The sequence below is a fragment of the Faecalibacterium faecis genome, from assembly GCF_040096475.1.
Classification (GTDB): Bacteria; Bacillota; Clostridia; order Oscillospirales; family Ruminococcaceae; genus Faecalibacterium; species Faecalibacterium taiwanense.
Genome location: NZ_JBBMEP010000017.1, coordinates 24,357 through 47,812 on the forward strand (window position 1 = coordinate 24,357; position 23,456 = coordinate 47,812).

General features: G+C 61.1%; 20 protein-coding genes and 1 other RNA gene. 15 read left to right on the forward strand and 6 right to left on the reverse strand.

Annotation, left to right across the window (positions count from 1 at the left end):
* Positions 1-17 precede the first annotated feature (17 nt).
* Both WMO17_RS09690 and WMO17_RS09695 read right to left on the reverse strand, forming a co-directional pair.
* A complete protein-coding gene (locus tag WMO17_RS09690) occupies positions 18-1,379 on the reverse strand; it encodes a DUF711 family protein (protein ID WP_044954086.1) in 1,362 nt (453 codons plus the stop codon).
* Between the two features lie 24 nt (positions 1,380-1,403).
* Complete coding sequence (locus WMO17_RS09695; RefSeq protein WP_005944416.1) at positions 1,404-1,673, reverse strand: ACT domain-containing protein; 270 nt, start codon at positions 1,671-1,673, stop codon at positions 1,404-1,406.
* A 232-nt stretch (positions 1,674-1,905) separates the two neighbouring features.
* Between WMO17_RS09695 and WMO17_RS09700 the strand changes: the two genes are divergently transcribed.
* From WMO17_RS09700 to WMO17_RS09715, 4 genes are read left to right on the forward strand one after another with little or no spacing between them, the layout of a single operon-like run.
* Positions 1,906-2,385, forward strand: a complete 480-nt coding sequence (locus WMO17_RS09700) for an Lrp/AsnC family transcriptional regulator (protein ID WP_005935606.1) — start codon at positions 1,906-1,908, stop codon at positions 2,383-2,385.
* Complete coding sequence (locus tag WMO17_RS09705) at positions 2,385-3,569, forward strand: pyridoxal phosphate-dependent aminotransferase (RefSeq protein WP_154259293.1); 1,185 nt, start codon at positions 2,385-2,387, stop codon at positions 3,567-3,569. The genes WMO17_RS09700 and WMO17_RS09705 overlap by 1 nt, the downstream gene beginning before the upstream one ends.
* A gap of 10 nt (positions 3,570-3,579) precedes the next feature.
* Positions 3,580-4,455 (forward strand): 4-(cytidine 5'-diphospho)-2-C-methyl-D-erythritol kinase, encoded by an 876-nt coding sequence (gene ispE / locus WMO17_RS09710; RefSeq protein ID WP_154259295.1) that lies wholly within the window; start codon positions 3,580-3,582, stop codon positions 4,453-4,455.
* Between the two features lie 59 nt (positions 4,456-4,514).
* Positions 4,515-4,721, forward strand: coding sequence for a DUF378 domain-containing protein (locus WMO17_RS09715; protein ID WP_143405596.1), 207 nt, complete (start codon positions 4,515-4,517; stop codon positions 4,719-4,721).
* Positions 4,722-4,918: 197 nt separating this feature from the next.
* Here the strand turns inward: WMO17_RS09715 and WMO17_RS09720 are convergent, their stop codons facing one another.
* The 3 genes from WMO17_RS09720 to WMO17_RS09730 all read right to left on the reverse strand — a co-directional run bounded on the left by WMO17_RS09720 (position 4,919) and on the right by WMO17_RS09730 (position 6,197).
* On the reverse strand, positions 4,919-5,566 hold the full coding sequence (locus WMO17_RS09720; RefSeq protein WP_044954019.1) for an AhpC/TSA family protein: 648 nt from the start codon (positions 5,564-5,566) through the stop codon (positions 4,919-4,921).
* 92 nt (positions 5,567-5,658) lie between these two features.
* Positions 5,659-5,863: non-coding RNA, 6S RNA (gene ssrS / locus WMO17_RS09725), on the reverse strand.
* A 22-nt stretch (positions 5,864-5,885) separates the two neighbouring features.
* Complete coding sequence (locus WMO17_RS09730; protein WP_044954017.1) at positions 5,886-6,197, reverse strand: DUF1292 domain-containing protein; 312 nt, start codon at positions 6,195-6,197, stop codon at positions 5,886-5,888.
* A gap of 239 nt (positions 6,198-6,436) precedes the next feature.
* Between WMO17_RS09730 and WMO17_RS09735 the strand changes: the two genes are divergently transcribed.
* Positions 6,437-7,180 (forward strand): peptidylprolyl isomerase, encoded by a 744-nt coding sequence (locus WMO17_RS09735; protein WP_349137975.1) that lies wholly within the window; start codon positions 6,437-6,439, stop codon positions 7,178-7,180.
* A 231-nt stretch (positions 7,181-7,411) separates the two neighbouring features.
* On the opposite strand, the gene ruvX is transcribed toward WMO17_RS09735, so the two are convergent.
* Entirely contained in the window at positions 7,412-7,843 is a 432-nt protein-coding gene (gene ruvX / locus WMO17_RS09740; RefSeq protein ID WP_044954016.1) for a Holliday junction resolvase RuvX, read from the reverse strand.
* Positions 7,844-7,985: 142 nt separating this feature from the next.
* Here ruvX and WMO17_RS09745 point away from each other — a divergent pair, with 142 nt between their 5' ends.
* From WMO17_RS09745 to plsX, 10 genes are all read left to right on the forward strand, one after another.
* Complete coding sequence (locus tag WMO17_RS09745) at positions 7,986-11,342, forward strand: PD-(D/E)XK nuclease family protein (RefSeq protein ID WP_349137976.1); 3,357 nt, start codon at positions 7,986-7,988, stop codon at positions 11,340-11,342.
* Positions 11,339-15,061 carry a UvrD-helicase domain-containing protein gene (locus WMO17_RS09750; protein WP_349137977.1) on the forward strand — a complete coding sequence of 1,241 codons (3,723 nt, stop codon included), beginning with the start codon at positions 11,339-11,341 and terminating at the stop codon, positions 15,059-15,061. Before WMO17_RS09745 ends, WMO17_RS09750 begins: the two co-directional genes overlap by 4 nt.
* A gap of 421 nt (positions 15,062-15,482) precedes the next feature.
* A complete protein-coding gene (infC, locus tag WMO17_RS09755) occupies positions 15,483-16,061 on the forward strand; it encodes a translation initiation factor IF-3 (protein WP_005944384.1) in 579 nt (192 codons plus the stop codon).
* A gap of 18 nt (positions 16,062-16,079) precedes the next feature.
* Complete coding sequence (gene rpmI / locus WMO17_RS09760; RefSeq protein ID WP_005928215.1) at positions 16,080-16,283, forward strand: 50S ribosomal protein L35; 204 nt, start codon at positions 16,080-16,082, stop codon at positions 16,281-16,283.
* A gap of 54 nt (positions 16,284-16,337) precedes the next feature.
* A complete protein-coding gene (gene rplT / locus WMO17_RS09765) occupies positions 16,338-16,688 on the forward strand; it encodes a 50S ribosomal protein L20 (RefSeq protein ID WP_005928218.1) in 351 nt (116 codons plus the stop codon).
* 203 nt (positions 16,689-16,891) lie between these two features.
* Complete coding sequence (locus tag WMO17_RS09770) at positions 16,892-17,674, forward strand: TrmH family RNA methyltransferase (RefSeq protein ID WP_097781620.1); 783 nt, start codon at positions 16,892-16,894, stop codon at positions 17,672-17,674.
* A complete protein-coding gene (dprA, locus tag WMO17_RS09775; protein WP_097775256.1) occupies positions 17,671-18,807 on the forward strand; it encodes a DNA-processing protein DprA in 1,137 nt (378 codons plus the stop codon). Before WMO17_RS09770 ends, dprA begins: the two co-directional genes overlap by 4 nt.
* A 128-nt stretch (positions 18,808-18,935) precedes the next feature.
* Complete coding sequence (gene topA / locus WMO17_RS09780; RefSeq protein WP_097781621.1) at positions 18,936-21,020, forward strand: type I DNA topoisomerase; 2,085 nt, start codon at positions 18,936-18,938, stop codon at positions 21,018-21,020.
* 12 nt (positions 21,021-21,032) lie between these two features.
* Positions 21,033-22,406: a methylenetetrahydrofolate--tRNA-(uracil(54)-C(5))-methyltransferase (FADH(2)-oxidizing) TrmFO gene (gene trmFO, locus WMO17_RS09785; RefSeq protein WP_005944377.1), complete on the forward strand. Its 1,374-nt coding sequence runs from the start codon at positions 21,033-21,035 to the stop codon at positions 22,404-22,406.
* 15 nt (positions 22,407-22,421) lie between these two features.
* Positions 22,422-23,438: a phosphate acyltransferase PlsX gene (plsX, locus tag WMO17_RS09790; RefSeq protein WP_005944376.1), complete on the forward strand. Its 1,017-nt coding sequence runs from the start codon at positions 22,422-22,424 to the stop codon at positions 23,436-23,438.
* The last annotated feature ends 18 nt before the right edge of the window (positions 23,439-23,456 follow it).

Below are 23,456 nucleotides of genomic sequence, written 5' to 3' on the forward strand. Positions count from 1 at the left end.
ATGACTGAGAGGGTCCTTTAGTTCTTCAGCGACTGCATGGGGGCAGGCAGGCGGCCGCCGCGGTTGATGAACACGGACGGGTCGTGCTGGTTCACGGCCATGATGGGGCCATAGCCCAGCAGACCGCCAAAGTCCAGCACCTCGCCGGCCTTGCGGCCAATGGCGGGAATGACGCGCACGGCGGTGGTCTTGCTGTTCACCATGCCGATGGCGGCTTCGTCAGCGATCAGGGCGCTGATGACAGCCGGGGTGGTGTCGCCCGGGATGATGACCATATCGATGCCCACCGAGCAGACGGCGGTCATGGCTTCCAGCTTTTCAATGGTCAGGCATCCGGTCTCGGCGGCGTGGATCATGCCGGCATCCTCGCTGACCGGGATGAAGGCACCGGACAGACCGCCTACATGGTTGGAGGCCATCACGCCGCCCTTCTTCACGGCATCGTTCAGCAGGGCCAGACAGGCGGTGGTGCCGCAGCAGCCGCAGGTCTCAAGGCCCATCTCTTCCAGAATGTTGGCCACACTGTCGCCGATGGCGGGGGTAGGTGCCAGCGACAGGTCGATGATACCGGCGGGCACACCCAGTGCCTGAGAAGCCAGATTGGCCACCAGCTGGCCCACGCGGGTGATCTTGAAGGCGGTGCGCTTGACCAGCTCTGCCACCTCGTCGATGGGGGCATCCTTGGGCAGGCGGGCCAGTGCAGCGCGCACAGCGCCGGGGCCAGAAACGCCCACATGGATCTCACAATCCGGCTCGCCGGGGCCGTGGAATGCACCGGCCATGAAGGGGTTGTCCTCCGGTGCGTTGCAGAACACCACCAGCTTTGCGGCACCGATGCACTGACGATCAGCCGTCAGCTCGGAAGCCTTCTTGACGGCCTCGCCCATGAGCTTGACGGCGTCCATGTTCAGTCCTGCCTTGGTGGCACCGATGTTCACCGAGCTGCACACGATGTCGGTCTCGGCCAGTGCGCGGGGAATGGACTCGATCAGGCGGCGGTCACCGGCAGAAAAGCCCTTGTGCACCAGAGCACTGTAGCCGCCCACAAAGTTTACACCCACCTTTTTACCGGCGGCATCCAGAGTTTTTGCAAACTCCACAGGGTCGGCATCCGGGCAGGCACCCAGCAGCATGGCGATGGGTGTGACACTGATGCGCTTGTTGATGATGGGAATACCGTACTCGGCACTGATATGCTCCACCGTGGGCACAAGGTTTGCGGCCTTGGTGGTGATCTTGTTATAGATGTTCTCGCACGCCTTCTTCGGGTCCGGGTCGATGCAGTCCAGCAGGCTGATGCCCATGGTGACGGTGCGCACGTCCAGATTGTCCTGAGTGAACATCTCGATGGTCTCGAGGATGTCACCGGTATTAAACATACTCATAGCTGTGTACTCCCTCCATCAGATGGTGTGCATGGCATCAAAAACTTCCTGACGGGTAACATTGATCTGCATGCCCATCTCGGCAGCCAGCGCGTCGGTACGCTTGTGCAGCTCTTCGTGGCTCACATTGCAGTTGCTGATATCCACCAGCATGATCATGGCGAACATGCCCTGCAGGATGCTCTGGGTCACGTCCTCGATATTGATATTCAGTTCGGTGCACAGACCAGCGACCTTGGCAACAACGCCCACGGTATCGTGACCAATGACGGTAATGAATGCTTTCATCGTTTCCACCCTCGTTTTCCTTTTGATGAACGGTGCCGCAAGCGTTCCGGCACACTCTTACTCTTCCAGTATAGCAGATTTGGCAAAATTTGAACACACTTTTTGTAAAAAAGAACAGACACGAGGGGAAAAAGACATTCTATCCCAAAAATTGGGTGCAATCTTTTACAGCTTGTGCTATACTTATAGATAATTTATTTCCCGATTACGGGCTGAGAAGGAGCAAAATACTATGGAACAGCTTTTGAAGATCCTGGAAGACAATGCGCGGCTGCCCATTGAGGATATCGCCACGATGCTGAATAAATCCCCCGCCGAGGTGGCGGCCATGATCGATCTGGCCCGGGCGCAGGGCATCATCAAGGGCTACAAGACCCTCGTGGACTGGGAAAAGGCCGGGGTCAACCGTGTGGAGGCCGTCATCGAGCTGAACGTCAGCCCCAAGAAGAGCCGCGGCTTTGACGAGATCGCAGCCACCATTGCCGCCTTTGACGAGGTGGAGAGCGTGCTGCTGATGAGCGGCGGCTACGACCTGCAGCTGGTGATCAAGGGCCAGACCTTCCAGGAGATCGCTCTGTTCGTGGCAAAGCGCCTTTCTCCGCTGGACGATGTGCTGTCCACCGCCACCCATTTTGTGCTGCGCACCTATAAAAAGGAGGGCCGCCTGTATCAGGACGAAGAAATCGATGAAAGAGAGTGCACGGTGCTGTGATGGACTACGATAAACTGATCGCGCCTGCCGCTGAGGCCATGCGCCCCTCCGGCATCCGCAAATTTTTCGATCTGGCTGCCGAAATGCCCGAGTGCATCAGTCTGGGCGTGGGCGAGCCGGACTTCAAAACGCCATGGGCTGTGCGCGAAGCCGGCATTGAGAGTCTGGAACATGGCCGCACCCGCTACACCTCCAACGCAGGCCTGAAGGAGCTGCGCGCCGAGGTGGCAAAGTATCTGGAACGCCGCATGGGCCTGCACTACGACCCGCTGCACGAGGTGCTCATCACGGTGGGCGGCAGCGAAGCCATTGATATGTGCATCCGCACGCTGGTGCAGCCCGGGGACGAGGTCATCATCCCGGAGCCCTGCTTTGTGTGCTACGAGCCCATCACCACCCTGTCCGGCGGTGTGCCGGTGCATGTGGCCTGCCGTCAGGAGGACGAGTTCCGCCTGCGTGCCGATGCGCTGAAAGCAGCCATCACCCCCAAGACAAAGCTGCTCATCATGCCGTTTCCCAACAACCCCACCGGTGCGGTGATGGAGCGCGAGGATCTGGAAGCCGTTGCAGAGGTGCTGCGCGGCACCAACATCATGGTGCTCTCGGATGAGATCTACGCCGAGCTGAACTACGGCCTGCGGCCTCATGTTTCCATTGCCACCCTGCCCGGCATGGCCGAGCGCACCATCGTGGTGAACGGCTTCTCCAAGACTTACGCCATGACCGGTTGGCGTCTGGGCTATGCCTGCGGCCCGGCACCCATCATCCGGATCATGACCAAGATCCACCAGAGCGCCATCATGAGCGCTCCCACCACCAGCCAGTACGCCGCCATCACTGCTCTGAAGGAGTGCGACGGCGAGATCGACCGCATGCGCGACGAGTACAATATGCGCCGCCGCCTTGTGGTGAAGTCCTTTAACGATATGGGCCTGACCTGCTTTGAGCCGCGCGGCGCGTTCTACGCCTTCCCCTGCATCAAGAGCACGGGCATGAGCAGTCAGGATTTCTGCACGAAGCTGCTGGAACAGAAGCATGTGGCCATCATCCCCGGCGACGCCTTTGGCGCTTCCGGCGAAGGCTACGCCCGCATTTCCTACGCCTACAGCGTGGAGCATCTGAAGGAAGCGCTCCGGCGCATCCGGGAATTCCTGCAGGAAAACAGCATCTATCACGGCATCTGAGGAGGAACAAATGGCAAGGCTGAACTGCGTGACCATTCTGGCCCCCGCAAAGCTCAATCTGGCGCTGGACGTGGTGGGCCTTCTGCCGGGCGGCTACCATGATCTGGACATGACCATGCAGGCCATCACCCTGTACGAGCGGGTGGTGCTGCGCCGCAGCCCCTACCTGAACCTGCGTCTGCCGGGCAGTCTGGTGGCCCCCAATAACAAAAACACTGCCATCAAGGCAGCGCTGGCCTTTTTTGACTACACCGGTCTTCTGGCGGGCGTGGACATCACAATCTATAAAAATACCCCGGTGCGGGCGGGCATGGCGGGCGGCAGTGCCGATGCCGCCGCTGTTCTGGTGGGCATGAACGAGCTGTACGGTGCGCACCTTTCCATGAGTGAGCTGTGCGCGCTGGGCGCAAAGATCGGTGCGGATGTGCCCTTTGCCCTGATGGGCGGCACCTGCCGGGTGCAGGGTGTGGGCGATTTTCTCAAAGCGCTGCCGCCGGTGCCGGAGTGCTGGTTCACGGTGGTGATGCCGGACTACGGCGTTTCCACCCCGGAGGCCTTTGCGGCCTATGACCGGGTGGGCAGCAGCATCCACCCGGACTGCGGAGCGCAGGAAGCCGCTATCCGTGCCGGAGATCTGGATGCCCTTTGTGCCGCCGCCGGCAATGCGCTGGAAGAGTGCAGCGGAGCAAAGGATACCGGGGCCATCAAGGCCCTGCTGCGGGAGCATGGCGCTGTCACCGCCCTGATGACCGGCAGCGGTGCGGCGGTGTTCGGCGTATTCCGGGACGAAGGGGCCGCACGGGCTGCTGCACAGGCCGCAAAGCGGCGCTGGAAGCAGGTGTACGTGGCGCAGCCTGACCGCGGCGGCGCACGGGTGAGCCGATAAAAATGCATAGACCTCCTTCCCACGGGGCATACTGCCCGCAAAGGAAGGAGGTCTTTTTTGTGCAGACCTTTTATAAAATCTGTCTGATCTTAATGATCGTGGGCGGCATCAACTGGGGCCTTGTGGGGCTGTTCCAATTCGATTTTGTGGGCTGGCTGCTGGGCGGCAGCGCATCCATCTGGTCGCGCATCGTGTTCACGCTGGTGGGCATCGCAGCCCTGTGCGGCATCCCGGGGCTGTTTTCGGACGATAGTTCTGAAAATTGAAAGCGGCCTCGCCCTCTCAGGCGCTGACGCGCCAGCTCCCCCAAAGTGGGAGCCTTTGGCAGTCAGTGCGGACTTCATCGTTATGCCAAGGCCTCTCCCTTTGGGAGAGGTGGATTTGCGAAGCAAAGACGGAGAGGGCGAGCTCGCTAAAACAAAAGCACCTGCGGTTGATTCTGCAGGTGCTTTTGCTTGTTGACTCAATTACTGCTTCCGTCAAGATCATCCCAGCCTACCAGATCCGGCAGGGTGAGCGTCTCGTCGGAGCAGTGGGGGTGTGCACGCCGCTGGTCCTCGGCCATGGTGCGCACCACCTCGCGGGTGATCTCGCGGATGGCGGCGCAGTCCTCCGGCAGGTCGGTCTGGCTGCGGCCGGAGTGGGTAAACAGGATCTTACCCATGTGGCCCACCACCAGCGTCAGCGGCAGCTGCTGCGGAGCATTGCTGTTGTAGCGGTAGCCCTGCTCTTTGGCCGCTTTGTAGATGCGCTGGGCCGCAAAGCTCCAGCTCAGGATGCCGCGGGCCTGTTCTACGCCAAGGTAGCCGTACAGCACCCCCGGCGCGTCGCAGATGAGGGTGAAGGGAAACTCGGCCCCCTGTGTGGCCTTTGCCACCATGCGGGGCGAGGAACGCACCACGCAGGCCAGCCGCACGCCGCGCAGTCTGGGCAGGGTCTGCAGGTAGCGGGTCAGATATTCCCGCGTGACAGGGTGGTCAAAGGCAGGCAGGAAGATCATGACCAGAGGGTGCTCCCCTTCGCACAGCTTGTAAAAATCATTGCCCGGTGTGGTGGGGGTATCAAAGGTAAAGCGGGGGATGGAGGTGCCCACCAGATGTTCTGACTTCATGCCGCAATGCACATCCTTTCAAGATAATAAAAAATCCACACACTGCATCTCTGCAGAAAGTGCAGAGGACAGAGGTGGATGGATTGCTATAAAAAGATCCCGCCCGGTCGTCTGCGGTCAATCAAACCTACCCTTACGGACAGGTGGGTGCCCTGTCTCCGGGTTCGCGCTTCCTCATCGAGCCTTCATGGTCGACCCATGACGGGGAGGTCTGCAATCCACCGGGGAACTCCAAGCTCCCGTTGAATGATTAGTAGGATCATATAAACCGCAACAAATCGAGCCGGGCAGGAAGTTTTGCCGGGTAATTTGTCTGGAATTATTCTTCGATGTCGTACTCGTCGCTCAGGCGCTCTTCAAACAGCTTGCCCAGCTCCAGCAACAGCTCGTCGTCGTCCACGACATCCAGATATTCGCCTTCATCGTCTTCGCCAACGCTCAGAATGACCAGCTGAGCATTCTCAGCTTCCTCTTCGGTCTCGGCGTATTCCACAGCAGCCAGATAATGCACACCCTTGTGGTCCAGCGCATCGATCACTTCAAATGTGATCTCGTTGCCGTCCTCATCCTCCAGGGTCATCAGGTCGGGCTGATCTTCTTCGGTATTAGGGTTCTTGATTTCGTCAGACATAGATATTGTCTCCTGTATCGTGTCATAAAACGGGCTGTTTGTGTGCCGCCCGCTTGGCCTGCATATAGTGTAGCGTTTTTTTGCCTGCTCGTCAAGATGCTTTTTCGCACAGAAATTGTGCAGCAAATTTTCACGCATTTGCTCTCGCACTCTGCGGAAGAATATGATATACTATCCTCTGAATCTTCTGTGCACGGTGTGCCGTGCAGGTTACTATAGAGTATGGAGCGTGGGCGGAAATGATGCATAAAAAAAGATGGGCGGCGTTTGTGCTGGCAGCGGCGCTGGTGCTGACGGGCTGCAGTGCCGGGAGCTTTCTGCACTTTGGCAAAGGCAGCGGCGGCAGTACAGTCCAGAAGATCGACCGCCCGGCAGTGGAATCGGCAGAGCTGCAGTTTGCCCACCCTGCGGCGGGGGACACCATTGCGGTGTTCGATACCTCGGCAGGCGTGTTCAAGGCGGTGCTTTTCCCGGACAAGGCCCCGCAGGCCTATGATAACTTTGCGGGCCTTGTGCAGGCAGGCTACTACAACGGCCTGACCTTCTCCCGCGTGGAGAGCGGCTTTGTGGTGGAGGCCGGGCAGGGGGCCGACGGCAGGGGCAGTACCATCTGGAACGGCAGCCGCTACCCGGCTGAGACCACCGACAACCTGCACCATTATTCCGGTGCCCTGTGTATGGGCACCGATGCTTCCGGCGAGTGCGCCAGCGTTTTTTACGTGATGCAGACGCTGCCGGGAGACCAGTCGGTGACGCAGGAGCTTGTGGACCAGATGAACAGCGCGGGCTACCGCGCAGAGGTGGTTTCGGCCTATCAGACCGCCGGCGGCGCGCCTTATCTTGACTACACCGATACCGTGCTGGGGCAGGTGTACGAGGGCATGGACGTGGTGGATGCCATCGGCCAGACCGCCGTGGACGAAAACCAGAAGCCCCGTGAGGACATCACCATCAACAGCGTGAGCATCGAGACCTATCAGTGAACCAAAAGGCACCCGCAGCGTTCAAAACTGCGGGTGCCTTTTTTATAACTCCTTCAGTCGCCTGTGGCGACAGCTCCCTCAAAGAGGGAGCCCTTGGCAGTGCGGCAAAGTTTTCCTTTTCGCCAGAGCCTCCCTCAATGAGAAAGACTTCCCCCGGCCGGGGGAAGATGTCACGCAAGTGACAAAAAGGGGAGCAGTGGCATCGCGCCAGCGATGACGGAAGGAGTTGAATCAGATTTCCCCCGGATGTTCCTTCCGCCATGCAAGATAATCGTCCAGAATAACGGTGGCGCTGACCGAATCCAGGATCTCCTTGCGCTTTGTGCCAAAGGTGCCGCTTTCGTCCAGAATGTCGGCGGCGGCGCAGGTGGTCTGGCGCTCGTCCCACATGCGTACCGGCAGGCCGCTCCAGATCTCGACCGTCTTTGCCAGCTTGCGGCTCTTGATGGCGCGTTCGCCCTCGGTACCATCCATGTTCAGCGGCAGGCCGATCACGATCAGCTCGGCTCCGATCTCCTTGGCCACTTCGCACACCCGTGCCGCCACCTTGTTGCGGGCTTTCAGGGTGATCTGCGGGGTGATGGCCGTTGTAAGGAACTCGGTGCGGTCACAGGTGGCAAGGCCGGTGCGGCTGTCGCCGTAGTCAACAGCTAAAATTTTCATACAGGCTTCCTCTCTTGTGTGGAAAAGTTTGTCGGTTCAAGTGTACCACAGCTGCAGGCTAAAGGGTAGAGAATCACACTTTTTTTGAGAGGATTTTCGTGTTACAATAAACAAAGATCGTTTTTTTAGGAGGAAGTGCCCCATGCTCAAACTGGTTTTAGGCGGCTCCGGCAGCGGCAAAACGACGCTGCTCTATTCTCGCATCCGTGCCCGGGCCGAGGCAGGCCGGCGCAGCATCCTTCTGGTGCCGGAACAGTTCACTTCCAGCACGGAGGGCCGCATCTACCGGGAACTGGGCGATGCTCTTTCCGGCATGGTGGAAAGCTTTTCCTTTACCAGTCTGGCCGAGCGCATCCTCTCTGCCGAGGGCGGCGCGGCGGTGCAGACCCTTTCGGACGCGGGCCGCGCCGTGCTGGTGCGCCGCGCGCTGGAAGAGCTGCAGGATCATGTGCATTACTACTACCGCCACCGCCGCAGTGCGGCCTTCTGCCAGATGGCGGCCCAGACCATCGACGAGCTGAAAAGTGCCGGCCTTTCCGGCGCACAGCTGGCAGAGCTTGCGCCGGACTGCGGGCCGGAAAGCGGCAAGCTGAGCGAGCTGGCACTGATTTTTCAGGGGTACGAAACGCTGCTGGCGGGCACCGGCATGGACCCCGCCGACCGGCTGGAGCTGGCGGCTGACCGGCTGGAAGCCGCTCTTGCCCGGGGCGAACTGCCGGACTTTCTGCGGGAGCGGGAAGTGTTCATTGACGAGTTCGATACCTTCAACGCACCCAAAAAGCGGCTGATGGGCGCGATGCTGGCGGCGCTGCCCACCGTCACGGTGGCCCTGTGCGACGACGGTGCGCCCATGGTGCCGGGGGATATGGGGCTTTTTTCCGGCGCAAAGCAGGTGGCCGCACAGCTGCGGCAGCTGGCCCGCAAAAACGGTGCTGATGCGGCAGTGCCGGAGCTGCTGCGCCGCGACCTGCGCCATAAGGATGCACCCGGCCTTGCGGCTGTGACAGAGCTTTTGGAGACTGGCACCTGTGAGGTGCCGCCCGCTGCGCCGGAGGTGCGGCTGTTTGCCGCTGCCAGCCGGGAAGAGGAAGCCCGCTGCACCGCTGCGGCCATCCGCCGCCTGATGCGGCAGGGCGTGCGCTGCAGCAAAATGGCCGTGGTCTGCCGCAATATCCCGGATTACCGTGCGGCCATCCGGTACGAGTTCCGCATGGCAGATATCCCGCTTTACTGCGATGAACCCACCACCCCGGAGTTCAGCGCCCCGGCTACGGCGGTGCGTGCACTGCTGGCACTGCTGCGCGGTGCGGATATGACCGAAAACCTGACCATTCTTGCCAAGACCGGCCTGTGCGCTCTGACCGAGCCGCAGGTCTGCGCGCTGGAAAACTATGCCTATACCTGGTCACCCAATGCGGCGGCATGGCGCACAAAATTTGAGAAAAGCCCCAAGGGCTTCGGCGAAAATGAACTGTCCGATGAGGATGCAAAAACGCTGGAGGATGCCGAGACTGCCCGCCAGCTGCTGGTAACAGCCGTGGACGAACTGCGCAGCAAGGTGCGGGGCGGCAGCGCCGAACAGATCAGCCGGGAACTGTATTTCTGCCTGAAAAAGCTGGGTGCAGAAGAGCAGCAGGCAGCGCTGGTGGAAGCCGTCCGCACTGCCCGGGGCATCCCGGCGGCAGAGGAAGTGGCCCGCGAGTGGAACGTGGTGATGCAGCTGCTCAACGAGATGGCCCACCTGCTGGGCGGGCAGGGTGTGACCTTTGCAGAATATGAGGACCTGTTCAGCCTGCTGCTGCGCTCTTCGGACCTTGGGCACATCCCGCAGACGCTGGATGCCGTGGTGCTGGCAAGCGCGGGCAAAATGCGTCTGGACGCGCCGGACTATGTGTTCGTGCTGGGCCTTGCAGAGGGCGAATTTCCCTGTGCACCGTCCGAGACGGGCCTTCTGACCCACGCCGACCGCGATGTTCTGATGGCAAAGCAGATCGATCTGCCGGACTGCTTTGAGAACCGCGTGGTGCGCGAGCAGGTGTGCGTTTACAAAGCCCTCACCGCACCGGCAAAGGGGTTGTGGCTCAGCTGGCCCAAGGGGCAGGGCAAGACCCTGTGCGCAGCGCTGGAACCCATCGTGGAAGCCCTGCACCCGGCGGCACCGGAGCTGGAGCTTCCCGACCTTGCAGCCACCCCCGCCGATGCACTGGATACGCTGGGCGGCTGGCCGCTGACCGACACGGAACGCGCCAGCCTGACTGAGGCGCTGCGTCTGCCGCAGACGGATGCGCCCCGGGGCCTTGCTCTGCTGCGCCGCATGGAGGAGGAACCGCCCCGGCAGGTGAACGATCTCCCCGCGCTGAGCGGCCTGCTGGGGCAGCGGCTGCGCATTTCGCCCAGCCAGCTGGAAAAATACTATACCTGCCGGTATGGCTATTTTTTGCAGTATGTGCTGGGCCTGAAGCCCCGCAGACGGGCCGAGCTTTCTGCCGACCAGAGCGGCACCCTGATGCACTGGGTGCTGCAGATGGCGCTGGACCCGCACCCGGATGCGGATAATCCCTGCGCCGGGCTGGCCCCATTTCTGGAGCTGGACGATGATGCCATGGCAGAGCTTGCCAGCCTGCTGGTGGACGAATATGCAAAGCGCTATCTGCCGGAGGATACGGCCCGGTTCGCCTATCTGCTCTCGCGGCTCAAAAAAAGCATGACAAGCCTTTTGTGCTACCTGCGGGACGAACAGAAGCAGTCCTGCTTCCACCCGGCAGCCTGTGAGCTGCGCATCGGCTCCGGGGAGGACGCCGTGCCCGGGCAGGTGTATCATCTCTCGGACGGGCGCACCGTGCAGCTGGTGGGCACGGTGGACCGCGCCGACGAGTGGGTGGAGGAAAACGGCACCCGCTGGGTGCGGGTGGTGGACTATAAGACCGGCACCAAAAAACTGAACCTGAAAGAGGTCTACTGCGGGCTGGACTGCCAGATGCTTTTGTATCTGTTCAGCCTGACGCGGGATAAGAGCGGCCGCTTTACCGGTGCGGAACCGGCAGGCGTGCTGTATCTGCTGGCAGACCCGGCCCCCAAGACCACCAACCGCCAGCAGGCACAGCAGGACGTGCAGTACGAGCTGGACGGCCTTGTGAGGGACGAGCAGAAGGTGTTCGATGCCATGGATGCGGATGAGACGGGCCGCTACCTGCCCTTTGGCTACCGCAACGGTGTACCCAGCCCCAGCCAGAAGGATAAGCGTGCCGATATTGCAAAGCTCAACCGCATCCAGCTGCATCTGGATGATCTTGTCACCCAGATGGGCCAGCAGCTTTACGATGGGCAGATCGCTGCGGAACCGCTGGTGGCCGGGGCGGGCAGGAACCCCTGCGTCTGGTGCGACTACAGCTTTATCTGCTGCCACGAGACCGGCATCGGCGAGCGGGCGCTGGAGGCCCCGGCCAAGCCCTTTGAGCCGGAAGAGACTGAGAACGAGAAGGAAGGTGAGCAGGCATGAGTGAACCCAAATGGACTCCGGCCCAGCGCGCTGCTATTGAGGACCGGGGTGGTGCGCTGCTGGTGAGCGCAGCGGCGGGCAGCGGCAAAACAGCCGTGCTGACCGAACGCGCCGTGCGGCTCATCACCGATCCGGACCACCCGGTGGATGCGGACAAACTGCTCATCGTCACCTTTACCAATGCGGCGGCGGCAGAGCTGCGGGCACGCATCGGGCAGGCACTGCTGCGGCTCAGCCAACAGCAGCCCCACAACACGAGCCTGCGCCGCCAGCGGATGCTTTTGCAGCGCGCACCCATCTGCACCATTGACGCGTTCTGTCTGGACCTGCTGCACAAGCACTTTCAGGCACTGGACATCCCGCCGGACTTTGCCCCGGCAGACCCCGGCAGCGTGGAGGTGCTGCGGGCTTCGGCGCTGGCCGAAACGCTGGAAAATGCCTACCGCGACCCGGACTTCTGTGCCTTTGCAGACCTTTACGGAAAGGGCCGCACCGATCAGGCCGCAGGCAATACCATCCTGCATGTGTACGATTTTCTGCGCGCTCTGCCGGACTACGACCGCAGGCTGGACGAATATCTGACACCATGGCAGCGGGAAAACGGCTTTGCTTTTACCTGCTGGCATGACCTGCTGCTGGCGGAGGCGGCCCGCTGCGCAAAGGCCGCGCGGGAACTGCTGACGGCAGCGCTGGCAGACTGTAAGGAAGACTTTGTCCTTGCACAGGCACAGGCCGAGGAAAAAGGCAAGACCGCTGCTTCCAAGGCAAAGGCCGTGGCCGGTGTCAACGATAAATTTGCAGAGCCGCTCTCCCGGCTGGAAAGCGCCGCCGCCTTGCTGGGCGAGGTGGAACGGCTGGCTGCGGCAGGGCAGTGGACACCGCTGTACGATAAGCTGACACCCTATGTGCTGGGCATGGAGGAGATACCCGGCTTCAAGGGCATGAAAAAACGGCTGACCGGCGATCATAAGGCGGCGGTCAGAACCCGCGCAGACGAAGCTGCCAAGCTGTTTGAGCACATTACGGAGCTTGTCTCCTGCAGCGAGGAGGAAGCCGAAGCCGACCGCAGAGCGGCCCTGCCCCGGCTGCGGGCGCTGTTTGCCGCCGTGCGGGATTTTGATGCCCGCTTCTCGGCAAAGAAAAAGGAACGCAAGCTGCTGGAATTCAGCGATTTTGAGCATCAGGCCCTGCGGCTGCTGCGCACACCGGATGGCGTGTGCACCCCGCTGTGCCAGAGCATCCGGCAGAGCTATGCCGCCGTGATGGTGGACGAATATCAGGACACCAACGCTTTGCAGGATGCCATTTACCGCTGTCTTGCTTCCCCGGCGGGGGATGACCTGTTCCTTGTGGGCGACCTGAAGCAGAGCATCTACCGCTTCCGTCAGGCCGACCCAAGCATCTTCCGGGCTAAGCTGAACGCATGGGCACCGTTGCCCAGCGGCACTGCCCGCCCCCGCCCGGAGGGGGGTACGGCAGGCGGAAACGCTCTGCTGGCGCTGGATGCGAACTTCCGCTCCGCCCCGCAGGTGGTGGCAGGCATCAACTTTATCTTTGAACAGCTCATGACCCCCCAGCTGGGCGATACGGCTTACGGCGACGGCCAGCGGCTGGTGTGCGGTGCACCCGGCGAATACGCCGGCAGTGTGGAAGCGCACTTCCTGCCCGACGACACCGCTGAGACCGACGCGGCGTGGATCGCCCAGCGCGTTGAAGAACTGGTGAAAAACGGCGAACCAGTGCGGGACGGCAGCTCCACCCGCCCGGTGCAGTACGAGGATTGCTGCATCCTGCTGGCGGCGCGCGGCGACTTCCTCGCTTATGAGGAAGCGCTCACGGCCCGGGGCATCCCGGTGTATGCGGATGCGCGCGAAAACCTGATGGAAGCAGCGCACATCCGGCCGCTGATCTCGCTTTTGAAGGTCATCGACAACCCGGCGCAGGATATCTACCTTGCCGCCGCCATGCTGGGGCCGATGTTCGGCTTTACGGACGACGACCTTGTACGCCTGCGTGCCCAGAGCGCCGCAATGCAGAAAAAGGCGCAGGAGGAACAGGGCGCGAAGGAAACGGGCAAAAGGGCTTCCCGCATGAGTCTGTACGGCGCAGTGCTGCAGGTGGTGCAGAATGGTGATGAAACTCCGTTCACCCAAAAGGTGAAAGACTTTTATGACCGACTCACCGCACTGCGGCGCATGGCCCGCAGTGCCCCGGCAGAACAGCTGCTGGAAGAGATCTTTGTCTCCACCGGCTATCTTGCTGCGCTGGGCGTACTGGAAAACGGTGCGCACCGCCGGGAAGATGCCCGGCGCTTTGCGGCTTTCTGCGCACAGACCGGTGCAAACGGCATCTCGGCGCTGGTGCGTGCCATCGACGCGGCGGCGCAGGCCGGTTCTACCGGGCAGGACACTGTGCCCGGCGGTGCGCGGCCTGGCTGTGTGACCATTATGACCATCCACCGCTCTAAAGGCCTGCAGTTCCCGGTGGTGTTCGTGGGCGACACGGCCCGGCACTTCAACCTGAGCGACACTTACCAGCCGGTGCTGCTGCACCGGGAATACGGCGCGGGCCTGCGCCTGCGCCCGGAACAGGGCGAGAGCATGTACAAGACTGCAGCCTACGCAGCCCTTGCCAGCGTCCATGCGCAGGAAACGCGCAGCGAGCAGATGCGCCTTTTATATGTGGCGCTCACCCGTGCACAGGATAAGCTGATCCTCACGGTGCCGCTGGGCATGACCAAGACCGGCAATCCCTTTGCCAAGGCGGCAGCATTCCTTGCTGCGGGCGCGGGAGAAACGCTGAACCAGCAGGCGGGCAGCTTTGCCGACTGGCTGCGTGCAGCGCTGCTGGTGCATCCCTTCGGCGGACCGCTGCGGCGGCTGGCAGGAGATCTGGAACTGCCCTTTGTGTTTACGGAAAGTGAGATCATGGTCACGGTGCAGGAAGCTCAGCCGGAGCCGGAAACACCGGAACAGGAACCGGAAGCGGCAGAGCCTGTCCCGGCAGACCCGGCATTGGTGGCTCAGCTGCAGGAGGGCTTTGCATGGCGGTATCCGGCGGCAAAACTGGCTGCGGTGCCCGCCAAGGTCAGCGTGACCAGCATCGTGCACAAGGCCGAGCAGACCACGCTGGAACGCCCTGCTTTCCTCTCCAAAGACGGCCTGACTGCCGCCGAGATGGGCACGGCTCTGCACGCTTTTCTGGAACATGCGGACTTTGCCTCCCTTGCTGCTGCCAAAGCGGCGGGCACGCTGGAGGAAGCCATCCTTGAAGAGCGCCAGCGGCAGGTGGACACCCGGCTGGTGGCCCCGGAAATTGCGGAAAAACTCAATGCAGGCCGCATCCGCCGCTTTGCCGAGAGCGAAGCCTTTGCAAAGATCTGCGCAGCCGAAAAGGTGCTGCGGGAGCTGGCCTTCATCACGGCGCTGCCCGCGTCGGCCGTGCTGACGGCACAGGGAGCTTCCGCGCAGGAAGCCGCCGCCGTGCAGGATGAGCAGGTGCTGGTGCAGGGCATTGCAGACCTTGTGCTGGTGTTCCCGGATCATCTGGAACTGCTGGATTACAAGACCGACCGCCGCAAGACCGAAGCGGACTTCCTGAGCGCCTACCGCCCGCAGCTGAACCTCTATGCTCTTGCCATCGATAAGCGCTTTGCGCCGAAGAAGGTAACGTATAAGGGCATCTACTCGCTGGAGCTGGGGAGGCTGATCGAAGCGTAGGAGAACGTCGGTGCCGCCCACTCCGGCCTGCTTCCGCTCGCCAGTCCATCCAGCGTGAGAAGCCCTCGCACTTCCCGTTAAGGCTTTTTGGTCGATTTTAATTGCAGCCTACACTTTAGACCATGGCTTCGCGTCATCCTGCCGGAGTGGGCGGCACCGATGCCCGGGCAGATGCTGCTCCCTGATGGCCTGCCTTTCGGAAAAGTCATATTTTTCCCGCAAAACGCATAAAAAGTGCTTGACAGCGCTTTCTGCCTGTGGTAGAATAACCGAGTAAAGAAAGCAGCTACGGCCTGTGCCGCGCTCGCCTTGCGAGGGAAAGATCCCCCGGGCTATACCTGAAGGCAGTTCATTACGAGTGGACTGCGGCTTTGAGTGAATTTTTGCGCGGCTGTCCTGAAAATGGGCGGCCGCGTTTTCTATGCCAAATATTGCAACAAAATGGATTTTGTTTGGAGGTGCATTCATTATCGCTACCGCTGGAAAGTCGAAGGAACTGGAGATCAACGGTCAGATCCGTGACCGTGAGGTCCGTCTGATCGGTGCAGACGGCGAGCAGAAGGGCGTTGTGTCCATTCAGGTGGCCATGCGCGCTGCTGAAGATGCTGGTCTGGATCTGGTCAAGATCGCACCGCAGGCTGTTCCGCCTGTGTGCAAGGTGCTGGATTACGGCAAGTACCGTTTTGAACAGCAGAAGAAGGAGAAGGAAGCCAAGAAGAACCAGAAGGTGGTCGAAGTTAAAGAGACCCGCCTTTCGCTCAACATTGACACCAACGACTTCAATACCAAGCTGAACCAGACTGCCAAGTTCCTGGCAGCTGGCCACAAGGTTAAGGTTTCGATCCGCTTCCGCGGCCGTGAAATGGCGCACAGTGCTCTGGGCGCAGACGTGCTGAAACGTTTTGCCGAGGCTCTGCCTCAGGCATCCACCGATAAGCCGCCGGTGCTCGAGGGCCGCACGATGTCCATTCTGCTGATCCCGAAACCCAATAAGGACTAATTTTAGGAGGAAACTAAAATGGCTAAGATGAAACTGAAGACGCACTCCGGCGCTAAGAAGCGCTTTAAGCTGACCAAGAACGGCAAGATCAAGCGCGGCCACGCATTCCGCAGCCACATCCTGACCAAGAAGACCACCAAGCTGACCCGTGGCTACCGTCAGCCCAGCTACGTTGATAAGACCAACGCAGCTACCATCAAGAGCATGCTGCCCTACGCCTAAGAGCGAGCCGCAGGCAAACACATTCTATTGAGACAACTAAAGGAGATATAAAAAATGGCACGTATCAAGGGCGCAACCATGACTCACAAACGTCGTAAGAAGATGCTGAAGCTGGCCAAGGGCTTCTACGGCTGCAAGAGCAAGCACTTTAAGATGGCCAAGCAGCAGGTCATGAAGAGCGGCAACTACGCTCTGGCTGGCCGCCGCATGAAGAAGCGTCAGTTCCGCAACCTGTGGATCTGCCGCATCAACAACGCAGTTCGTCCTCTGGGCATGAACTACTCCACCTTCATGGCTGGTCTGAAGAAGGCTGGCATCGAGCTGAACCGCAAGATGCTGTCTGAGATGGCTATTAACGATCCCAAGAGCTTTGCAGCTCTGGTCGAGACCGTCAAGAACGCCTGATTAGGAACTTGAATCGTGACGCCCGCGCGTATACGCGGGCGTCCGTTTTGTATCCGGGGTTCTTACGGCAGGGGAACATGTTTTTCAGGGCAGCGCCCTGCCGCAGGAACACTTTGTGGCAGACGCTGCCCTTTTTGCATTTTTTGAACAAGACGGCAGACTACTTTTTGAACGACAGTACAGCGAAAGGTTGAATACACACGATGGACGAAAAAATCACCAGCCGGGAAAACGCAAAGATCAAATACGCCTGCCGCCTTTCTTCCAGCGCGGCATTCCGCCGCAGCGAGGGCCGCTTTCTGGCCGAGGGCCGCAAGCTCTGCCCGGAACTTGCCCGCGGTGCGCAGCTGGAGACCTTATTTTATACGGAGAGCGCTATGGCAAAGTGCCCGGAGCTTGCTGGTCTGCCCGGTGAACACTACCTTGTGGAAGACCATGTGGCCGATAAGCTGGCCGATGTGGGCACCCATCAGGGAGTGTTCGGCGTGTTCCGCACCCCGGTGCACACACTGGACGAAGTGAAGGCGGGCGGGCGGTATCTGGCGCTGGAACGGGTGCAGGACCCCGGCAATGTGGGCACCCTGCTGCGCTCTGCTGCGGCCTTTGGCTTTGACGGTGTGATCCTGAGCGACGGCTGTGCCAGCGTGTGGGCCCCCAAGACCCTGCGGGCTTCCATGGGAGCCGCCGCGCGCATCCCGGTAATCGAAGCCGGTGCCATGCCCGATGCCATCACCCAGCTGCGCGCAAAGGGTATCACCTGCCTTGCTGCCGCGCTGTACAAGTCTCAGCCGCTGAGCGCGGCGCAGGCAAGCTGCCCCGGCGGCGTCTGCGTCGTCATCGGCAGCGAGGGTCAGGGCCTGACCGATGAGACCATTGCTGCCTGCAGCAGCACGGTGCGCATCCCCATGACCGACCGGGTGGAAAGCCTGAACGCCGGCATTGCGGGCAGCATCCTGCTGTGGCATTTCCGGGAGGAAAGCCTATGAGCGGCCTTGCAGGGCAGACCAGCCTTTTCCCGCCGGAGCCTGCCCCGGATCCGCTGCTGTGCTGGCTGTGGCTGGCCCATGTGCTTGGCCCAGCCAGCGTTCACGCGGGCCGTGTGCTGGATGCCTTTGGCGGTGCACAGGAAGCATGGGAAGCTCGTGATACGGCAGAATTTCGTCTTGCAGCGGGAGAGGCAGCAGCTCTGCGGGCGCAGCAGCTGGCCCCGGAACAGTACCACCCGCTGGTGATGCGGTGCGATGATCTGGGGGTGCGCATCCTGCCGTTTGACGACCCGGACTATCCGCTGGCGTTTTCCCGCATCCCGGATATGCCGCTGGTGCTCTACTGCACCGGCGATCCGCTCTGGCTCAACGAGCCGGGCGCGGTGGGCATCGTGGGCAGCCGCAAGCCTACCGAATACGGCTTGAACGCAGCGGCGGACATTGGCGGGGAACTGGCCCAAAGCGGCGCTTTGATCGTCAGCGGCCTTGCGGACGGGCTGGACAGCGCCGGGCACCGCGCTGCTGTCAAAAACAACTGCCCTACCATTGCTGTGATGGGCGTGCCCATCGACCGCACCTATCCTGCGGCCAATGTGGTGCTGCGGCACAAGATCGAGCAGAAGGGCTGCGTGATCAGTGAGTACCCGCCCCGCAGTGAGGGCGTTGGCCCAAATGGATTTTTGCAGCGCAACCGGCTCATTGCGGCGCTCAGCTCTGCATTGCTGGTGGTGGAAGCGCAGGAAAAAAGCGGCACCATGTCCACTGTGTCTCACGCCGAACGCTATGGCAAGCCGGTGTTCGCGGTGCCAGGCAGCATCTACTCGCCCAATTCCGCAGGCACAAACGGCCTTTTGCGGGACGGCAGAGCGCGTGCCGTGTGTTCTGCTGCTGACCTGCTTGGCCCGCTGGGCCTGCGCCGGCAGAGCGCAGCGGCGGTGACGGCAAAGCAGCCGGAGCCTCTGAGCGAGAACGAGCGGAAGGTGCTTTCCTGCATTGGGCCGCAGCCCCTTGGCATTGAGGAGCTTTGCGTGCGCAGCGGCCTGCCCACAGCGGTGCTGTTGGGCACCCTGATGAAGCTGGAGCTTTCCGGCCGGGTGCTGTGCATGCCGGGCAAGCGGTATGTGATAAAATAGTATAATTTCTGCTGGCGCAGCACACAACAGCTGTGGTATGATATAAAAATAGAGAATCCCGTACTGTGCAGTTGCACGGTGCGTTCCTGATAGAGAAGAAAGAAAATTTGAAATGGGAGTAAACTCGAATGGCGAAACTGGTTATCGTGGAGTCGCCTGCTAAGGCGAAAACCATTGGCAAGTATCTGGGCGATGATTACGAGGTCACCGCAAGCATGGGCCATATCCGTGACCTGCCCGCTTCCCAGCTGGGCATCGATGTGGAGCACGGCTATGCCCCACAGTACATCAGCATCAAAGGCAAGGAAAAGCTCATCAAGGAATTGAAGAGCAAGGCCAAACACGCAGACGGCGTGCTGCTGGCAACCGACCCGGACCGTGAGGGCGAAGCCATCAGCTGGCATCTGGCAAACATTCTGGGGCTGGACCCCCACGAGCCGAACCGCGTGACCTTTGACGAGATCACCAAAAAGGGCGTGAAGGAGGGCATGGCCCATCCCCGCGCCATCGACGAAGATCTGTTCAACGCACAGCAGGCCCGCCGTGTGCTGGACCGTCTGGTGGGCTACAAGCTCAGCCCGTTCCTCTGGCGCAAGGTGCGCCGGGGCCTTTCCGCAGGCCGCGTGCAGAGCGTGGCCGTGCGCCTGATCGATGACCGCGAAAAGGAGATCGAGAGCTTCAAGCCCGATGAATACTGGAACGTGGATGCCACCCTCGGCGCAGGCCACAAGAGTTTTACCGCCCGGCTGGCCACCGATGCCAGCGGCAAAAAGCTGCTGCCCAAAAGCGAAGCCGAGGCCCGCGCCATTGAAAAGGGTCTGGAAGGGGCCGAGTACGTGGTGGCAGAGCTGAAAAAGGGCAAGCGGGCAAAGCAGCCCACTCCGGCTTTTATCACCAGTACCCTGCAGCAGGAGGCATCCCGCCGCTTGGGCTTTACGGCCACCCGTACCATGCGCGCTGCCCAGACCCTGTACGAAGGCGTGGACATTGCAGGCCACGGCACCATGGGTCTGATCACCTACATGCGTACCGACAGCCTGCGCATCTCGGATGAAGCCGTTGCCGCCGCAAAGGAATATATCGCAGGGGCCTACGGTGAAGCCTATATCTGCCCCTACAAGCGCACATGGAAGACCAAGAGCGCCACTGCCGCACAGGATGCCCACGAGGCCATCCGTCCCTCGGTGCCGTCCCTGACACCGGACGAGGTGGACAAGAGCATCAGCGGCGACACCGCAAAGCTCTACCGCATGATCTGGAGCCGCTTCATGGCCAGCCAGATGGCAGACTGCCAGCAGGACACCGTGTCCGTCACGGTCAGCGCGGCGGACTACCGTTTCAAGGCCAGCGGCTATACCGTTACCTTTGACGGTTTCACCGTCCTGTACGAGGAAGCCACCGACGAAAAGGAAAAGAAGGAGACCGCCCTGCCTCCGCTGGAGCAGGGTCAGGTGCTGAAGCTGCGCGACCTCAAGAGCGAGCAGAAGTTCACCCAGCCGCCCGCCCGCTACACCGAAGCGACCCTCATCAAGGCACTGGAAGAAAACGGCATCGGCCGTCCCTCCACCTATGCGCCCATCATCACCACCATCATCGACCGCGGCTATGTGGAGCGCGACCAGAAAAAGCTCAAGCCCACCCTACTGGGCCGGGCGGTGGATGGCCTGATGCTGGAACAGTTCCCCCACATCGTGGATGTGGACTTCTCCGCCCAGATGGAAAAGAATCTGGATAAGATCGAGAGCGGCAAGGCTGACTGGCACAAGACGGTGGATGACTTCTACCAGGGCTTTGCGGCAAGCCTCGAGCAGGCCGAAAAGAACATGGAAGGCAAGAAGGTCAAGGTGCCGGATGAGCCTTCCAGTGAGGTATGCGACCTGTGCGGCCGGCCCATGGTCATCAAGGTGGGCAAGTACGGCAAGTTTTTGGCCTGCAGCGGCTTCCCGGAGTGCCGGGGCACAAAGCGGCTGGTTAAGGATACCGGCGGCATCTGCCCCAAGTGCGGCAAAGGCCGTATGCTGGAGCGCAAAAGCTCCAAGGGCCGCATCTATTATGGCTGCGAGCGCTACCCGGACTGCGACTTTATGACATGGGACATGCCGGTGCCCACCAAGTGCCCCAAGTGCGGCAGCACCATGTTCCGCAAAGGCTCCAAGCTGTATTGCGCAAAGGAAGGCTGCGGCTACGAGATGCCGGTGCCGAAAAAGGACTAAAAGGATAAAACTATGAACTATAAAGTAACCGTGCTGGGCGCGGGTCTTGCGGGCTGTGAAGCCGCCCTCTGGCTGGCGGGCAAGGGCGTGCAGGTAGACCTGTACGAACAGAAGCCCGTGCATTTTTCGCCCGCACACAAAAGCGCAGGTTTTGCAGAGCTGATCTGCTCCAACAGCCTGAAAGCTGAGCGGCTGGACTCTGCTTCCGGCCTGCTGAAGGAAGAAATGCGGCGGATGGGCAGCCAGCTGCTGAACGCCGCCGAGATGGCCCGCGTGGCCGCTGGCGGTGCGCTGGCGGTGGACCGCGACGCATTCAGCGCCGAAGTGACCCGCATGGTGGAAAGCTGTGAGAATATCACCGTCCACCGGGAGCAGGTGGAGCACATTGACGAGACTGCCCCCATTCTGGTGGCCACCGGCCCCCTGACCGATGGCGCACTGGCCGATGAGATCGGGGCCTTGACCGGTGACGAGCGGCTGCACTTCTACGATGCTGTGGCCCCCATCGTCACCGCCGAAAGTCTGGACTACAACAAGGTGTTTGCCGCCTCCCGCTATGACCGGGGCGAGGCCGACTACCTGAACTGCCCGTTCAACAAGGAAGAGTACGAGAATTTCCACGCAGCTCTCGCTTCGGCAGAGCGTGCCCCTCTGCACGACTTTGACACCGGGGCCGAGCAGTCTGCTCAGCCCGACCCGGATGCCCACGGCAAAAAGGCCGACACCGTCACCGTGTATGAGGGCTGTATGCCCATCGAGATCATGGCCGCCCGGGGTGCCGACACCATGCGGTTCGGTCCCCTGCGCCCGGTGGGCCTTGTGAATCCCAACACCGGACACCGTCCGTGGGCCAATGTACAGCTGCGGGCCGAAAATAAGGAACGCACCCTGTATAACATCGTGGGCTTCCAGACAAACCTCAAGTGGGGCGAACAGAAGCGGGTGTTCAGCATGATCCCCGGGCTGGAAAATGCCGAGTTTGTGCGGTACGGTGTCATGCACCGCAACACCTTCCTCGATGCGCCCCGGGTGCTCAGCGCCCAGCTGTGCCTGAAAGAACACCCCAATGTGTTCTTTGCGGGCCAGATCACCGGCTTTGAGGGCTATATGGAAAGCGCTGCCTGCGGCCTGCTGGCGGCCCGCAGCCTGTATGCCCGGCTGGAAGGCAAAGAACTGCCCGCCCCGCCTGTGGATACTATGTGCGGTGCGCTGGTGCAGTACCTGACCACCGAGAACAAGAACTTCCAGCCCATGGGCGCGAATATGGGCATCCTTCCTCCGCTGCCGGAGGAGAGCCGCCCGCGGGACAAGCGCCTGCGTTACATGGCACAGGCTCAGCGCGCTGTTGCCAGCTTCCAGCACTGGCTGGATGAAACTTCTCTTTAAGAAGGGAGAAAAGCTATGAAGATTATCGTGGATATGATGGGCGGCGACAACGCCCCTCTGGCTGTACTGGAGGGTGTCGCACAGGCCGTGAAAGAGTACGGCATCACCGTCGTCGGTGTGGGCGACGAAGCGCTGGTGCGCAGGACCGCACAGGAGAACAGCATCCCGCTGGATGGCATTGAGCTGGTGAACTGCACCGAGGTCATCGATATGTGCGATGAGCCTGCCCGCGCCATCCGCCAGAAGAAGGATTCCTCCATCGTGGTGGGCCTGAACATGCTGAAAGACGGCAAGGGCGACGCCTTTGTCTCCGCCGGCAGCACCGGTGCGCTGCATGTGGGCGCAAGCCTCATCGTGCGCACACTCAAAGGCATCAAGCGCCCGGCTCTGGCTACCATGGTGCCCGCCAAAAAGCAGGCTTATCTGCTGCTGGACTGCGGTGCCAATGTGGAGTGCCGCCCCGAGATGCTGGCAGCTTTTGCCGTGATGGGCAGCTGCTATGTGAATAAGGTGGAGGGCCGCCGCAGCCCCAGCGTGGCGCTCGCCAACAACGGTGCGGAGGAGAGCAAGGGCACCCCCATGCTCAAGGAAGCCCACCAGCTGCTCAAGACCACCCCCGGCATCCGCTTTGTGGGCAATATTGAACCCCGCGATGTGCCTAATGGCGAAGTGGACGTGGTGGTGTGCGACGGCTTCACCGGCAACGTCATCCTCAAGCTGACTGAGGGCGTGGCAAAAATGCTGCTGGGCATGCTGAAGCAAATGTTCCTCGCAAACCTCGGCGGCAAGCTGGCCTACCTGCTGCTCAAGGGCAGCGTGGCAGACCTGAAGCATCAGATGGACAGCGAGGAGTACGGCGGCGCACCCTTCCTGGGGGCCAAGCAGCCGGTCATCAAAGCCCACGGCTCTTCCAAGGCCAAGGGCATCAAGAACGCCATCCGTCAGGCAAAGATCTGCGTGGAGAACGATCTGTGCGGCACCATGCAGTCTGCGCTGGACGAGCTGGCTGCGGCACAGAAAACTGAGGAATAAGGGAAGCGGGCTTGCCCT

Bases quoted from the DNA above. Each gene is read 5' to 3' on its own strand.
- WMO17_RS09735 (WP_349137975.1), top strand. From the start codon at position 6,437: ATGATGCATAAAAAAAGATGGGCGGCGTTTGTGCTGGCAGCGGCGCTG.
- infC (WP_005944384.1), top strand. From the start codon at position 15,483: ATGCCAAATATTGCAACAAAATGGATTTTGTTTGGAGGTGCATTCATT.
- WMO17_RS09720 (WP_044954019.1), bottom strand. From the start codon at position 5,566: ATGAAGTCAGAACATCTGGTGGGCACCTCCATCCCCCGCTTTACCTTT.
- plsX (WP_005944376.1), top strand. From the start codon at position 22,422: ATGAAGATTATCGTGGATATGATGGGCGGCGACAACGCCCCTCTGGCT.
- trmFO (WP_005944377.1), top strand. From the start codon at position 21,033: ATGAACTATAAAGTAACCGTGCTGGGCGCGGGTCTTGCGGGCTGTGAA.
- WMO17_RS09745 (WP_349137976.1), top strand. From the start codon at position 7,986: ATGCTCAAACTGGTTTTAGGCGGCTCCGGCAGCGGCAAAACGACGCTG.
- WMO17_RS09705 (WP_154259293.1), top strand. From the start codon at position 2,385: ATGGACTACGATAAACTGATCGCGCCTGCCGCTGAGGCCATGCGCCCC.
- rplT (WP_005928218.1), top strand. From the start codon at position 16,338: ATGGCACGTATCAAGGGCGCAACCATGACTCACAAACGTCGTAAGAAG.
- dprA (WP_097775256.1), top strand. From the start codon at position 17,671: ATGAGCGGCCTTGCAGGGCAGACCAGCCTTTTCCCGCCGGAGCCTGCC.
- rpmI (WP_005928215.1), top strand. From the start codon at position 16,080: ATGGCTAAGATGAAACTGAAGACGCACTCCGGCGCTAAGAAGCGCTTT.
- WMO17_RS09700 (WP_005935606.1), top strand. From the start codon at position 1,906: ATGGAACAGCTTTTGAAGATCCTGGAAGACAATGCGCGGCTGCCCATT.
- ispE (WP_154259295.1), top strand. From the start codon at position 3,580: ATGGCAAGGCTGAACTGCGTGACCATTCTGGCCCCCGCAAAGCTCAAT.
- topA (WP_097781621.1), top strand. From the start codon at position 18,936: ATGGCGAAACTGGTTATCGTGGAGTCGCCTGCTAAGGCGAAAACCATT.
- WMO17_RS09750 (WP_349137977.1), top strand. From the start codon at position 11,339: ATGAGTGAACCCAAATGGACTCCGGCCCAGCGCGCTGCTATTGAGGAC.
- WMO17_RS09770 (WP_097781620.1), top strand. From the start codon at position 16,892: ATGGACGAAAAAATCACCAGCCGGGAAAACGCAAAGATCAAATACGCC.
- ruvX (WP_044954016.1), bottom strand. From the start codon at position 7,843: ATGAAAATTTTAGCTGTTGACTACGGCGACAGCCGCACCGGCCTTGCC.
- WMO17_RS09690 (WP_044954086.1), bottom strand. From the start codon at position 1,379: ATGTTTAATACCGGTGACATCCTCGAGACCATCGAGATGTTCACTCAG.
- WMO17_RS09695 (WP_005944416.1), bottom strand. From the start codon at position 1,673: ATGAAAGCATTCATTACCGTCATTGGTCACGATACCGTGGGCGTTGTT.
- WMO17_RS09730 (WP_044954017.1), bottom strand. From the start codon at position 6,197: ATGTCTGACGAAATCAAGAACCCTAATACCGAAGAAGATCAGCCCGAC.